The organism is Streptosporangium sp. NPDC053982, from assembly GCF_055585205.1.
Map to the genome: position 1 here is coordinate 1 of NZ_JBVJKQ010000002.1, position 12,796 is coordinate 12,796.

At 72.1% G+C, this 12,796-nt stretch carries 14 protein-coding genes and 1 riboswitch; of the genes, 4 read left to right on the plus strand and 10 right to left on the minus strand.

Annotated elements, in window-relative coordinates; all coding sequences use genetic code 11:
• Positions 1-309: 309 nt before the first annotated feature.
• Positions 310-990: a glycosyltransferase gene (locus ACZ6W9_RS02770; RefSeq protein WP_389961830.1), complete on the minus strand. Its 681-nt coding sequence runs from the start codon at positions 988-990 to the stop codon at positions 310-312.
• Positions 991-1,001: 11 nt separating this feature from the next.
• Positions 1,002-1,355 (minus strand): STAS domain-containing protein, encoded by a 354-nt coding sequence (locus tag ACZ6W9_RS02775; RefSeq protein WP_362943988.1) that lies wholly within the window; start codon positions 1,353-1,355, stop codon positions 1,002-1,004.
• A gap of 282 nt (positions 1,356-1,637) precedes the next feature.
• Here ACZ6W9_RS02775 and ACZ6W9_RS02780 point away from each other — a divergent pair, with 282 nt between their 5' ends.
• Positions 1,638-2,066, plus strand: a complete 429-nt coding sequence (locus ACZ6W9_RS02780; protein ID WP_389961828.1) for a hypothetical protein — start codon at positions 1,638-1,640, stop codon at positions 2,064-2,066.
• Between the two features lie 117 nt (positions 2,067-2,183).
• On the opposite strand, the gene ACZ6W9_RS02785 is transcribed toward ACZ6W9_RS02780, so the two are convergent.
• Both ACZ6W9_RS02785 and ACZ6W9_RS02790 read right to left on the minus strand, forming a co-directional pair.
• Positions 2,184-3,311 carry a sensor histidine kinase gene (locus tag ACZ6W9_RS02785; protein WP_389961826.1) on the minus strand — a complete coding sequence of 376 codons (1,128 nt, stop codon included), beginning with the start codon at positions 3,309-3,311 and terminating at the stop codon, positions 2,184-2,186.
• Between the two features lie 70 nt (positions 3,312-3,381).
• Positions 3,382-4,077 (minus strand): response regulator transcription factor, encoded by a 696-nt coding sequence (locus ACZ6W9_RS02790; RefSeq protein ID WP_362943994.1) that lies wholly within the window; start codon positions 4,075-4,077, stop codon positions 3,382-3,384.
• A 266-nt stretch (positions 4,078-4,343) separates the two neighbouring features.
• Between ACZ6W9_RS02790 and ACZ6W9_RS02795 the strand changes: the two genes are divergently transcribed.
• A complete protein-coding gene (locus ACZ6W9_RS02795; RefSeq protein WP_362943997.1) occupies positions 4,344-4,511 on the plus strand; it encodes a hypothetical protein in 168 nt (55 codons plus the stop codon).
• Between the two features lie 133 nt (positions 4,512-4,644).
• Here ACZ6W9_RS02795 and ACZ6W9_RS02800 read toward each other — a convergent pair whose 3' ends face one another.
• Positions 4,645-5,100, minus strand: a complete 456-nt coding sequence (locus tag ACZ6W9_RS02800) for an ATP-binding protein (protein WP_389961823.1) — start codon at positions 5,098-5,100, stop codon at positions 4,645-4,647.
• Between the two features lie 155 nt (positions 5,101-5,255).
• Positions 5,256-7,124 (minus strand): sensor histidine kinase, encoded by a 1,869-nt coding sequence (locus ACZ6W9_RS02805; RefSeq protein WP_470116611.1) that lies wholly within the window; start codon positions 7,122-7,124, stop codon positions 5,256-5,258.
• Positions 7,125-7,260: 136 nt separating this feature from the next.
• On the opposite strand from ACZ6W9_RS02805, the gene ACZ6W9_RS02810 reads away from it, so the two are divergent.
• Positions 7,261-7,842 carry a methylated-DNA--[protein]-cysteine S-methyltransferase gene (locus ACZ6W9_RS02810; protein WP_389961819.1) on the plus strand — a complete coding sequence of 194 codons (582 nt, stop codon included), beginning with the start codon at positions 7,261-7,263 and terminating at the stop codon, positions 7,840-7,842.
• A 108-nt stretch (positions 7,843-7,950) separates the two neighbouring features.
• Here ACZ6W9_RS02810 and ACZ6W9_RS02815 read toward each other — a convergent pair whose 3' ends face one another.
• A complete protein-coding gene (locus tag ACZ6W9_RS02815; RefSeq protein WP_470116612.1) occupies positions 7,951-9,342 on the minus strand; it encodes a purine-cytosine permease family protein in 1,392 nt (463 codons plus the stop codon).
• Positions 9,331-9,443: riboswitch (TPP riboswitch) on the minus strand. It overlaps the preceding gene by 12 nt.
• 446 nt (positions 9,444-9,889) lie before the next feature.
• Here ACZ6W9_RS02815 and ACZ6W9_RS02820 point away from each other — a divergent pair.
• Entirely contained in the window at positions 9,890-10,276 is a 387-nt protein-coding gene (locus ACZ6W9_RS02820) for a VOC family protein (RefSeq protein ID WP_362944011.1), read from the plus strand.
• Between the two features lie 121 nt (positions 10,277-10,397).
• Here the strand turns inward: ACZ6W9_RS02820 and ACZ6W9_RS02825 are convergent, their stop codons facing one another.
• The 3 genes from ACZ6W9_RS02825 to ACZ6W9_RS02835 form a co-directional block, all read right to left on the minus strand.
• Positions 10,398-10,730 carry a rhodanese-like domain-containing protein gene (locus ACZ6W9_RS02825; RefSeq protein ID WP_389961815.1) on the minus strand — a complete coding sequence of 111 codons (333 nt, stop codon included), beginning with the start codon at positions 10,728-10,730 and terminating at the stop codon, positions 10,398-10,400.
• An 88-nt stretch (positions 10,731-10,818) separates the two neighbouring features.
• The gene (locus ACZ6W9_RS02830) at positions 10,819-11,451 is read right to left on the minus strand and encodes a GOLPH3/VPS74 family protein (protein WP_389961813.1); all 633 of its coding nucleotides are present in this window, start codon (positions 11,449-11,451) and stop codon (positions 10,819-10,821) included.
• Between the two features lie 77 nt (positions 11,452-11,528).
• Positions 11,529-12,509, minus strand: coding sequence for an LCP family protein (locus tag ACZ6W9_RS02835; RefSeq protein WP_389961811.1), 981 nt, complete (start codon positions 12,507-12,509; stop codon positions 11,529-11,531).
• Positions 12,510-12,796 lie beyond the last annotated feature (287 nt).

A 12,796-nucleotide genomic window follows, 5' to 3' on the forward strand; every position in this document is an offset into this window, starting at 1 on the left:
ATATGAACGAGCTGTTCGGGGGTCACGCCCGCATCGAACCATCACCCGGACGACCCGACCAGCCACAACAGCCTGACCTAACAAAGCACTACTAGGACCTGTTTTGTGGATCTTCGCCGTGGCGAGGATCGGTCAGGTGGTCCCTCGCAAGGCGGAGGAGGAAGCCCATAGCGGAGCTATGGGTGACGCGATTCCGGGGTCCCCGCGGAGAACGCGGAGCCTGCGGAGCGTTTCCGTGGGGCAGGGCGACAACGCGGCGAGGGGCCGCCTGGGCGACCGCGGTAGGCGGAAAGATCCACAAAACAGGTCCTAGCGGCGGACCAGCAGGGCGCGGGCGACGTCGCGGAACTGCCGGGCCCGGTGGACCTGGGCCCTCCAGTCGGTGCCGGTGGCCCGGTGGGCCATCTCCACCTCGACCTCCCGCACGCGGAAACCCCTGCGCAGCAGGTCGATCGTCAGCGCGGTCTCCACGCCGAAGCCGTGCGCCAAGGGGCGGGCGGCCTCGAAGGCCGCCCTGGTCAGGCAGCGCTGGCCGTTGAGCGGCTGGGCCGGGGTCCAGCCGGTCGCCCGCTCGATGCCCTCGCGGGCGAGCCGTACCACGAACCCGTGGCCGCCAAGCTTCACCCTGGTGACGAACACGGCGATGGTCATGTCGGCCTCACCCGACGCGACGGGTTCGATCAGCGGCGCGGCGGTGCGCGCCGTCTCGCCCAGGTCGGCGTCGAGGAACAGGAGGTTCCTGGGGCTCTCACCGTCGAACAGGCGCACCGCCTCGGCGCCGCTCTCCATGGCGGCGGCCTTGCCGCGGTTGCGGCTGTGCCGTACGACGCGTGCCCCGGCGGCCTTGGCCACCCTGCCGGTCCGGTCGGTCGAGCCGTCGTCCACGACCACGACGAGATCGACGCCCGGGAGCGCCGTGGCGGCGGCCACGGTGGCGCCGATCCTGTCCGCCTCGTCCTTGGCGGGGATGATCACTGCTGTGCCGGTCATCGTTGCGCCGGTCACCCCTGCGGCTCGGCCGACAGCGACTCGTCCGGCACCGCGTCGTGCACGGTGAACACCGAGTCGAGCCCGGTGACCTGGAGGATCTTGCGTACGGCGGGCCGCGGCGCGGCCAGCTCCATGGTCCCCCCGCGCTCACGCAGCCGCTTGAGCGCGGCGAGCAGCACGTTCATCCCCGTGGAGTCGCAGAACTCCACCTTGGAGAGGTCGAGGACCACGTAGGTGGTCGGACTCTCCTGGAGCAGCCGAGTGAACTCGGACTGCAGTCCCGGCGCCGTGTAAAGGTCGATTTCGCCGGTGATAGTCATGACGGTGTGCCCGGCATGAGATCGAGTTGAGACTTTTAGCTCCACAGCGGCACACTAGCGGCGCGAAGGCCCCGGGTCACGTTCTCTCGCCCAAGGACGAGTCGTCGGCCTTTTGTCCCCCGTTCCGGCCCCACGGAAACCCAGAGTGCGCGAGACTTGACACTGCGCAATACCGGCTCGGCCGGGAAGGGAGCGACCCGGAACTCTCCCGCCCGTCCACTGCGCCACGGCAGCGACGACCGCTGAGCAGAAACGGGCTCGACCAGTATGAACACCGACCTTCCTGAGGACCCCCAGCGACAGCGGCTCCGGGACCACCTGGAGTCCATGATCACCCGAACCGAGAAGGCCACCTCGTGGCACGACGCGGCCGGGTCACTCCGCGGAATGATGAGCCATGAGGGATACGTCCCGATCAGGACCCGCCTGACCGGCGACGACCTCGACTTCCTGGAAGGCGCGCGCGAGGAGCTTCTCGGCTTCGCCACGCTCGGGGTCCGGCTCCTCGACCTCCACCGGCCGCGCGACGCGGGCGGCATCACCAGTGACGCGGCCCATCCGATCCTGCGGTGCCGCGGCTGCATGTGGCGCTGGCCGTGCCCGACCTTCCGCGCCATGGTCGAGTCCTTCGACACGCCGCGGATGCCGTCCTCCTACCGGCACGTCGATCCCGGCGATCCCGGCGGTTCCAGCGACGACGGGGGGGATACCCGGGTGGTCCTCGTCTCCCCCTGGATCGGCCCCCACGACACGTGAGACCACCGGCCGCGCCGGTGTCGCGGTGAGCGGACGCCGGGGCGGCCGGCAGCGGTCCCGGGCCGGCCGGCCCGCGTACCGGCCGTGACGGTGAGTCCCGGGGCGGCGGCCGGGGGTTCAGGCGGGCAGCGGCAGGCGGATCTCGAAGCGGCAGCCGGGCCCGGTGTTGACCACGCCGATGGTCCCCTGGTGCGCCTCGACGATGCCCCGGGCGATCGCCAGGCCGAGCCCGGCCCCGGCGCCGTCCGCGCCCGGGGTCCGGGCCGCCTCGCCGCGGAAGGCCACGTCGAACACGCGGGGCAGGTCCTCGTCCGGGATGCCGCCGCAGCCGTCGGCGACCGACAGGCAGGCGACCTCGCCCTCCACCGCCGCGCGCACCAGCACGGTGCCGTCCGCGGGGGTGTGCCTGATCGCGTTGACCACGAGGTTGCGCAGCGCCCGCGACAGCTCACCCGCGTCGGCCACGACCGGGACGACCTCGCCCGCCTCGCCGGCCAGCCGTACGTTTCCGGCCCTGGCCAGCGGTTCGGCGCCGGCCAGGGCGTCGGCGACCAGGTCGCCGAGGCCGACCGGGGAGCGCGACAGCCGCAGCGCGCCCGCGTGGATCCGCGACAGTTCGAACAGGTCGCCCACCATCTCCGACAGCCGGTCCACCTCCAGGCGGATCTGCCGGTGGTAGCGGGCCACGGTCTCCGGATCGCCGGCCACGCCGTCCTCCAGCGCCTCGGCCATGGCCCGCATGCCCGCCAGCGGGGTGCGCAGGTCGTGGCTGACCCAGGCGACGAGTTCGCGGCGCGCGCTCTCCAGCGCGCGTTCGCGCTCGTGACCGAGGCGGATGCGCTCGTACGCCTGGTCCAGGGTCCTGGCGATGGTGTCGAGTTCGGCGGGCAGGCCGCGGGGCGGTGTGAACTCCCCCGACGGCGGTACGGCGCGCACGGCCGCGACGAGCCTGCGGCTGGCCGCGACGACCCGGCGGGCCAGCACCGCCGCGACCCCCAGCCCGACGAGCCCGCCGACCGCGACCACGCTGAGCACGATGTCCCGGGGCGTGCCCTCGATGATCATCTCAAGGGTGATGGCGACCACCCCGCCGACCGTCGCCACGACGGTCACCACGGCGACCACCGCGAGCATCACGCCGATCGACCGTTCGCGCAGCAGCCGCATCGCGCCCAGGCCGGCCAGCGCCACCAGCAGACCGAGTCCCGCGGTGACCGGGACGATGACCAGGATCTCGGGGAGCACGGGGATCACCCCTCGGGCGTGGGACGGGTGGAGGACCACGGGGTCGGTACGGCAGGCGGGAACACGGGGGTCACACCTCCGGCGTGGGCTCGAAACGGTAGCCGACGCCCCACACCGTGACGATGCGCCGGGGTGCGGCCGGGTCCGGTTCGATCTTCTCGCGGAGACGGCGGACGTGCACGGTCACCGTGGAGGAGTCGCCGAAGGACCAGCCCCAGACCTGGTCGAGCAGGGCCGCGCGGCCGAACGCCTGGCGGGGGTTGCGCATGAGGTGGGCCAGCAGGTCGAACTCGCGGGTGGTCAGCGTCACCTCGGCGCCGCCGAGCCGTACCTCGTGGGCGTCGACGTCGACGACGAGGTCGCCGTCCCGGAGCACGCCGGTCCCGGCCGCCGCGGCGGCGCCGCGTCCCCGCCGCAGCACGGACCGCACCCGCAGGGCCAGCTCCCGGGGGCTGAACGGCTTGGTGACGTAGTCGTCGGCGCCGATCTCCAGGCCGGCCACCCGGTCGATCTCCTCGCCCAGCGCGGTCAGCATGATCACGGGGATCGGGCGGCGCTCGCGGAGCTTCCGGCAGACGGTGAGACCGTCCATCTTCGGCAGCATCAGGTCGAGCACCATCAGGTCCGGCGGATCGGACAGCGCCCGGCGGAGTGCCTCGGCGCCGTCGGAGACGCACTCCACCCGGTGGCCGTCGCGTTCGAGATAGCGGACCACGACCTCGGCCACCGTGGGGTCGTCGTCGACCACCAGAATGCGCGCGCTCATGACGTCCACGGTAGGCCCGCGTGGGCCGCCGGCCGCGCCCGCGTCACCGGTCCGTAAGAACCGGGGGAGTTCGCAAGGGTCAGGGAACGTTCACGAGGCTCAGGGGGAGGTCGCAAGGATCGGAGAGAGTTCCGCAAGGGTCAGGGAGCGTTCACGAGAATCTGGGAGCGTTCGTGAGGATTTGGTGGGGTTCACGAAGATCGGGGAGAGCGGATCGTTATCCTCGCCGCCCCCGTGGAACCCGCACCCCGCGTACCGTTGATCTCATGACTCGTACCGTGATGGCGGTCCTGGGCGTCCTGCTGGCGCTTTACGTCGTGTTCGCGCTCGTGCTGCCCGCGCTGTTCGGGCTGCTGAAGTTCGTACTCGTGCTGGCGGTGGTGGCGTTCGCGGTGGTGGCCGTGGTCACGGTCGTGAGCCGGCTCTCGAAGTGACCGCCCCGGCATGAGCCGCCCGCCACATCCGGGGCCGTGGCCGGGCCGTACGGATGTCTCCGCCGGTGGGCCGGGGACGGTCTGCCGGTGAACGGCTGGACGGACAAACGGTGAGCGGCCGGACAGAACGGTCCTACCCGCACTCCCGCAGCGCGGGCTCGGGGACGGACCCCTGGCCGGTGTCCGCATCGGTGACGGTGACGGTGGTGACGAGCGCCCAGACCGTGGTGATCTCCCCCTCGTGCCTGACGCCCCAGTGCTCGGCGACGTACTCGACGATGCCGAGACCGCGGCCGCCCAGGGAGGAGAGGGTGGGCCGTCCGGCGCGGGGCTCGGTGGCGGCTCCTCCGTCACTCACCGCAACCTCGACGCATCCCCCGGACCATCGCCAGGCGACCATGACCTGACCGGACGGCAGCGGGTGCGCGTGCCGGAGCGCGTTGCTCAGCAGTTCGCTCACCACGAGGACCGCGTCGTCGATGGCGGTCTCGTAGACCCCCCATTCCTGCAGGTCAGAGCAGAGACGTTGGCGTGCGACAGCGACGCTGGACGGTGCATACGGCAACAGGACGACGCTCGACGCACTCACCTCCCCGTTTCCCCGTTCCCCCTCAGGAACACACCTACTACGACCGAAATGCCCCGTTAGATGGTCTTAGAAACCGCGCCTCGATTACGGCTTGTGCACATTCGACGATAGTTCAGCGCATCCGTTACCGGGTCGTGACCACACCGGTGTGTCGGTCAGGTATAGGCGCCCGGCGTGCCGGCGATGGACAGGGAGAGCCGCATGCGGGTGCCCCCTCCCGGACTCTCGTGCGCCGTCACCTCGCCGCCCTGGGCGCGGGCCAGACTGCGCACGATGTACAGGCCGAGGCCGACTCCGCCGAACCTGCGGCGGTCACCGCCGTCCACCTGGACGAACCGCTCGAACACCCGCTCACGGCTGGCGGGCGCGATGCCCACGCCCTCGTCGTCCACGACCACCACCACCCGGTCACCTTCCCGCCAAGCCGCGACCCTGATGAGACCGCCGTCCGGTGAGTACTTGAACGCGTTCTCCAGGAGCTGCCCCAGCACGATATCGGTCGCCAGGGCGTCGCCGGAGACCGGGGGCAGGTCAGGGGCCACATCGACCTCGACGTGGTGGAGGTCCGACAGCACCGGGAGGCCCAGTGTGGCGGCACGGATCAGCGCGCCCATGTCGAGGGCCTCGATCCGGAGCGTGAGCTCGCGGGTGCCGGCCCGGGAGCCCAGCAGCAGGTGGTCCATGAGCTGGCCGAGGGAGCGCGCCCGCTCGGCGATGGTGTGCACGGCCGACCGGCGCTCGGCGTCGGTCATGCTGTCCCAGCGGGCGTCGAGCGTGCCGGCGAACCCCCGCACCACCGTGATCGGGGTGCGCAGCTCGTGGCTGGTGGTGGCCAGGAAGAGGTCCTTGGCCTCCTCCAGCTCCTTGGCGCGGGTGATGTCGCGGAAGTCGACCACGGTCTCCCCGGTCTCCGGGATCTCCGCGCGGAGCACCTCCAGCCAGGCCCCCGAGGGGAGCTGCAGGGTGAGCTTGTCACCGGGCTCCGGCAGCGGGAACGGCGGCGGCCCGCCGATCACGTCGGCCGCCGTGAGCCCGGTGAGCCCGGCCGCCGCCGGGTTCCACCGGGTGACGCGGCCCAGCCCGTCGAGTACCGCGATGCCGTCGGCGCCGGCGTCGAACACGGCCCGCTCGTGGGCCCGCTGCCACACCGCCTCCTGGTAGGCCAGGGCGTTGCCGGCGGCGATCCCGGCGTGCCCGGCCAGCAGCTCCAGCAGCTCCAGCTCCAGGTGGCTGGCCTTGCGCTTGGCGAACAGCGCGTACAGCGCGCCGTACGGCCGGCCGCCCACCGCCGCCAGTCCGAGCGCGATCGTGTGCAGGCCGGGCAGCCGCGACCAGATCAGCTCGTCCAGCGCGGCCTGCTCGCCGGTCTCCAGCATCACGGTCCGGCCGGTGCGCAGGAGCTTGCCGACGAGGCTGGAGCGCAGGTCGGCGGTGGAGCCGCGCATGGACTCCGGCAGCCGGTGGGTGGCCACCAGCCGGAGCCGGTCGCCCTCGATCAGCACGAAGCCGCCCGCGTCGGCGCCGGTCAGCTCGGTGAGACTGGCCGCGATCCGGTCGAGCACGGCGGGCAGCTCCCGCTCGGCGTTGATGTCGGCGACCACGTCGGTGAGCCTGCGGACGAGCTGCGCCCGCCGGGCGGCTCCGTCGTGGGCGCTCTCGTCGTCGCGTGCCAGGTGGTAGACGCTGACGTAGCCGAGCAGGGCCCCGGCGGAGGACCGCAGCGCGCTGGTGTCGACCCGCACGTCGAGGAGGGCGCCGTCGCGGCGGAACCGTTTGGTCCGCAGCGACACCTGGCCGCCGGTCCGGACCCGCTCCAGGACGGCGTTGTGCTCGGCGGTCAGCTCCTCGGGGACCATCGGGGCGCGGCGGCCGAGCAGCTCGGCCGCCGTCCAGCCGAACAGCCGCTCGGCGGCGGCGTTCCAGCTGAGGACCGTCTGGTCGCGGTCGAGGGCGACGATCGCGTTGGGCGCGCTCGCGACGACCGCGCGGCCGATGCCGTCGTCACACCCCCTGCTGTCACCCACACACCAATAGTGCCGCGTCAACCGGCCTGATCTTGGCACTTTCGTCCGCATGTGCTGACACCCGTTGGGAGGATCCGTCCGATACGCTGCCGTCACCGCGCACCTGAACACGCTCGGACAGCGAAAGGGTGGGGCCATGTCATCCGGCGACATCGACGCACTGCTGCGGGTGACCTCGCCCACATACGTGGGGAAAACCTCCCCGGATGTCGCGTTCGGCACGCTCGACGGGCCGGTGGGACGCCTCGTCCTCGCCGTGACGGGCCGGGGCGTGGTGGCGTGCAGCTACGAGGACGAGAACGTCGTCTTCGAGCGCGTCAGCAACGAGGTCAGCTCGTTCATCGGGGGCGACCCCCGGCGGATCGACCCGGTCCGCCGGGAGCTGGACGCCTACTTCTCCGGGCGGCTGCGCACCTTCACCGTCTCGATCGACCTGCGGCTCGCCACGCCGTTCGCCCGGACGGTGCTGCAGAAGATGCTCACGGTCCCGTACGGCACGGTGACCACGTACCGGGAGATCGCCGAGCGGATCGGCAGGCCCCGGGCGCTGCGCGCGGTCGGCAACGCGCTGGGCGGCAACCCGGTGTGCGTGATCGTTCCCTGTCACCGGGTGGTCGAGAGCGAGACCGTCCTCGGCGGCTACGCCGGCGGACCGGTCGCCAAGGAACGGCTGCTGCGCGTCGAGCGGGGCGCGGGGCGCCCGCCCCTCGGCCCGTAGGCGGCCCGCGGGCGCGGGGCGAGGGCCCCGCACCCGCTCAGAAGGGCGACCGGTCATCGCGTACGGGGCCGGTCACCGCGTACGGCCGGTCATCGCGTACGGGGCCGGTCACCGGGTGCGGTCCGGGGCCGGGGCGGGAGAGGGAGAGGCCGGGCCCGGCCGCCGGGCGAGCCTGCCGACGGCCAGGGTCACCAGGCCCGCGACGAGGAAGGACCCGACGGACGCGCTCATCCACGGCTGGGTGGTGAAGCCGAGGGCCTTCCTGGCGGCGTCCCAGACGGCCGCCCACCACGACACCGTCGAGGGCGCGGCGAGCAGCCACCAGGTGGCGAAGCCGAGCACCCACGGGACCACCATGAGCAGGCGGGAGGGGGCTGTCTCGGAGGTGTCCCAGTTCCGGCCGCGGCCGAGCAGGAAGTAGTCGACCGCCAGCACGCCGAACATCGGGACGAACACCGCGCCGATGATGCCGAGGAACGCCTGGTAGGAGTTGACGTCGATGACGAGGGCGATGGCGGTGGTCAGCACGCCGATGGCCACGGAGAAGACCCTCCGGTCCACCCTGGGCAGCAGGTTCTGCAGCGACATCGCCGTGGAGTAGACGTTCGCGAACGACTGGTCGGACTCGCGCAGCACCAGGATCCCGAAGAACAGCGCCCCGAGCGGCGCCGCCACGAACGGGGCGAACACCGTGGTCGGGTTCTCGCCCACCGCGGCGTGGCCGGCGAGCGCCACCGCGTAGACGCCGACTGCCAGGCACGCCACCTGGGCGATCGTGTAGCCGCCGACCACGCCGGTGAAGGCCGCGCGGCTGGACCGCGAGTGCCGGGCGTAGTCCGCCGCGACCGGCACCCACGACGCCGACAGGGCGACCACGAAGTCCACCGCGGGGGCGAAGTTGTGCCAGGACCCGCCGGTCTGGACGGGGGTGTCGCGGAGGAAGACCACCGCGAACCAGACGACCGACACGACCACGCCGGCGGTGACGAACCTCCGCAGCAGCCGGATGGCGCCCAGCGGATAGAGGGTCAGCGCCGTCGTCAGCGCCCCGGCGGCGACCGCCCAGACCGCGTACGGCACGGACGGCCCGAAGATCGCCTGGGCGCCCATCGCGACGACCCAGAGCTCGAACGCGCCCCAGCCGATCATCTGGACGATGTTGAGGACGGTGGGGACGTAGGAGAGCCTCGCCCCGAACAGGCCGCGCAGCAGCACCATCGCGGGCCGGCCCGTCTGCGCGCCCGGCACCGCGGCGAGGCCGACCATCGCGGTGCCGACCAGGCTGCCGACGAGCGAGGCGAGCAGCGCCGCGGGCAGGGTGAGCGCGTCGCCGTCGAGCAGGGGGTCGATCAGGAAGAGGGCGAAGGAGAAGCCGAGCAGGCTGACGCCCAGGTTGGCCCAGAACGCGCCCTGGTCGAGCGCGCCGAGCGTCTTGGGCGGGGCCTGGTCGAGGGTGAGGGGGGCCTCGGCATGCTTGGAACCGATGACATCGGATGTCACGAAACGCTCCCTACGCCGGCATTACCCGGACAGGTTCATGCGGTCGGCAGCGGCTGTGCTGCCCTCTCAGCCCGGCGCCCCGAGCTCCCGCGTTGGCTGTGCGACTAGCGCCCTCATATTGCCGCATGAGAGGGCGCACAGTCACGGCGGGCCGGATGGAGGCCCGGACCGGGAGAACACGGAGCGCATCGCGACGACGGCCTCGGTTGCCGCGGACCTGCCCAGCGATCGTCGATTCAGATTGATCGTGATGAAAAGTATGCGTTGGACTCATTGATCGGTGTTCGCCCACCCTTGACCACGTGACGGAGGTCCCGAAGCGCGCCGCAGGCCCTGTCCCCTCGGCCCGCGACATCCGACGACCGGAGAGAAGATGACGGCCACACACGTTGACCACCCCTGCTCGGCCACCAGGTCGTGGCTGGGCCTCTCGGCGATCACCGCCTCACCTTCGGCACCCGTGGCAGGACCTCACCCGCCGCCGCCGACCGCACGCGGCTGAGCCGCCCTACGATTCAGACGGAACAGTCAGCAGAGGAGATCATCGATGCGGGTGAAAGCCTTCGACCATCTGGTGCTCAACGTGCGGGACGCCGAGCGGGCACTGGAGTTCTACTCGGGGACCCTCGGCCTTGAGGAGGAGCGGGTCGCGGAGTGGCGAGCGGGTGAGGCGCCCTTCCCGTCGGTACGGGTCGACGAGTCCACCATCATCGATCTGGTCGAACGTCCGCGCGGTGAGTCCAACGTGGACCACATCTGCCTCGTCGTGGATCCCGTGGACTGGCAGGAGGTGATCGATTCCGGCGTCCTCACCGTGCTGGAGGGGCCGGTCCCCCGGTTCGGCGCGCGTGGCACCGCGCAGTCGGTGTACGTGCGGGACCCGGACGGCAACACCGTCGAGCTGCGCTGGTATCCCCAGGATGCCGGACGGTGAGCCGTGCTCGGGCCGGGCGGGGTGAGCCGTGACGGATCGGCCGGACGGTGAACCGCGGCGGGGCCGGCCCGGCCGCGTGATCCCGTGATCGACGCGACCGGACCGGCCCCGGACCGGCGGGTCAGGCCACGAACGGGTCCCGGCCGCTCTCGCTCACCATCGGCAGGCCCGCTCCTCCCCACGCCTGCATGCCGCCGCCGACGTTGATCGCGTCCCGGCCGACGTGGTTGAGCCAGGCGGCGGCGTGCGCCGACCGGCCGCCGGATCGGCAGATCACGTAGACGGGCGCGTCCGACGGCACCTCACCGGCCCGGGCCTGGAGCTCCCCGAGCGGGATGTGGACGGCCGTGGGCGCGTGCCCCGCCCACCACTCGTCGTTCTCGCGCACATCGAGCAGGAACGCTCCGTCGGGGACGGCCTGTGCTTCGACCTCAGGAACAGTCATGACGCCCATTGTCCCAAGTCCGTCCCCGGGTTGGGCCGGAAGCGGCCCAACCGGCCCCGGACGCGGGCCGTACGGACGCGGGCCCTACGGACGCGGGCTAGGTCACGGTGGTGGTCGTCGTCGCCGTCATGACGGCGATGTTGACGGAGTCGATGGTCTTCGAGACGGCGTCGCCCACCCAGTGGTCCCGGGCGATCTCCTTGAAGCGCCGCCGGTCCACGTCGGGGAACGCCTTGCGGTCGATCTTGGCCGCGTGCAGGACGGCGATCAGCGCCGCCGTCCGCTCGTCGGGCGCGACTCCGTCCAGGACGCTCAGGACGCGGTCGCGCACGGCCCGCTCCACGCTCGGGTCGCGCTCCGGGTGGCGGGTGCGGGGGAAGATCCCCAGGATCTTCGACCGTTCCTCGTCCAGCACGCCGCGCTCGGCCAGCCGGGTGAGCAGACGTTCGCGGAGCTTGCCCGAACGGAGCTTGTAGACCCATCCGTCGGGCTTGTGCGACCTGTTCTCGGCGGCGATCCGGGCCAGCGCCGCGTCCGCCTCCTCGTCTCCGAGGGGGGTGGGGTCGAGGACGGTGACCTTCTTACCGTCCAGGCCGACGCGACCGCCGGCCGCCAGCTCGGCCAGCAGAGCGCCTCCGAGTGCGATGTCCAGGTCGGTCGAGCCGACCAGCTGTGCGCCCTCCCGCTCGCTGAGCGCGAGGAGGAGGACTTCCTCGGCGATAGTCGTCATGATCCGGACCCTACGTCCGGGACCCCGCGGACGCGGAGCCCTTCCCGCCCGGTGTCACGCCGGGCGGGAAGGGCGCGTCACTTGCCCATGGCGTCCTTGGGGACGGGCTTGTCCTCGGCCAGCGCCCGGAACATGCGCAGCGCCCGCTGGCTGTCCCACTTGGCGACGTCCTGCCCGTTGACCTTGGGGAAGGACGCGACCGGGACGATCGTGGTGACCGGGTTGTCGCCCATGGCCAGCCCGAGGGAGAGCAGGTCGAAGGCGCCGGTCTCCTCACCGACGGCCACCGCGTCGGTGGCGCTCAGCGCGAGCGGGAAGGAGCGGAAGGGGTTGAGCAGGACGCCGGGGCCGGACGCCTTCTTCACCACCGCGGAGAAGAACTGCCGCTGGCGCTGGGTCCGCTCGAAGTCGGGGATGCCGCCGGTGGCGCGGGTGCGGACGTAGCCGAGGGCGGTCCCGCCGTCCATCGTCTGCACCCCCTTCTTCAGGTCGATCCCGGCCTTGGGGTCCTTGATGTCCTGCTTGACGTTGATGTCGACGCCGCCGATGGCGTCCACGATGCCCACGAATCCGCCGAAGCCGATCTCCATGTAGTGGTCGATGCGCAGGCCGGTGACCTTCTCGACGGTCTTGGCCAGCAGCTTGGGGCCGCCGTCGGAGTAGGCGTAGGCGGCGTTCAGCTTGTCGCTGCCGTGCCCGTCGATCGGCACGTACGAGTCACGGGGCAGGCTGACCAGGGTCGGCCGGCCGTCACCGTCGGGGATGTGCAGCAGCATCATCGTGTCGGTACGGCGGCCGAACGCGCGGCCGGTGGCGAACTTCTTGCGCTGGGCCTTGGTCAGGCCCTCGCGGCTGTCGGAGCCGACCAGCAGCCAGTTGGTGCCGGGGGTGTCGTCCGGCCGGCCGGCGTAGTCGCCGAGCGCGTCGATCTCCTTCAGCCGCGAGTTGATCACGAAGAAGCCGACGACGCCGAGCACCAGCAGCACGACGACCAGACCGGCGAGGATCCGCACCGCCAGCCTGCCGGGTCGTTTCGGTCTCCAGGTGGTGCCTGGCATCCGGGAGCCGCCTTTCCTGTCGGGGGGACCGGCGTCCGCGGGCCCGGCGGAGGGCGACGGCGGGCCGGAGAGCGACCTGACCGGCTCCGAGCCCTCCCTGGCCTTGCCGTAGACCCGCGAGGTCCTCCGGGGGGCCGTGACATCCCCCGGCCCGGACCCGGCGGGTCCGGGAGGCCCGGCAGGCGTGGAAGTCCCGGCGGGCCCGGAGAATCCGGCAGGTCCGGAAGTCCCGGGAGGCCCGGCGGCACGGCCGGGGTCCCGGTCGCGGGCCGTACGGCCTCCGCCCT

Coding starts and splice junctions, on each gene's coding strand:
- ACZ6W9_RS02770 (WP_389961830.1), bottom strand. CDS start 990: ATGACCGGCACAGCAGTGATCATCCCCGCCAAGGACGAGGCGGACAGG.
- ACZ6W9_RS02780 (WP_389961828.1), top strand. CDS start 1,638: ATGATCACCCGAACCGAGAAGGCCACCTCGTGGCACGACGCGGCCGGG.
- ACZ6W9_RS02790 (WP_362943994.1), bottom strand. CDS start 4,077: ATGAGCGCGCGCATTCTGGTGGTCGACGACGACCCCACGGTGGCCGAG.
- ACZ6W9_RS02795 (WP_362943997.1), top strand. CDS start 4,344: ATGACTCGTACCGTGATGGCGGTCCTGGGCGTCCTGCTGGCGCTTTAC.
- ACZ6W9_RS02810 (WP_389961819.1), top strand. CDS start 7,261: ATGTCATCCGGCGACATCGACGCACTGCTGCGGGTGACCTCGCCCACA.
- ACZ6W9_RS02820 (WP_362944011.1), top strand. CDS start 9,890: ATGCGGGTGAAAGCCTTCGACCATCTGGTGCTCAACGTGCGGGACGCC.
- ACZ6W9_RS02825 (WP_389961815.1), bottom strand. CDS start 10,730: ATGGGCGTCATGACTGTTCCTGAGGTCGAAGCACAGGCCGTCCCCGAC.
- ACZ6W9_RS02830 (WP_389961813.1), bottom strand. CDS start 11,451: ATGACGACTATCGCCGAGGAAGTCCTCCTCCTCGCGCTCAGCGAGCGG.
- ACZ6W9_RS02835 (WP_389961811.1), bottom strand. CDS start 12,509: ATGCCAGGCACCACCTGGAGACCGAAACGACCCGGCAGGCTGGCGGTG.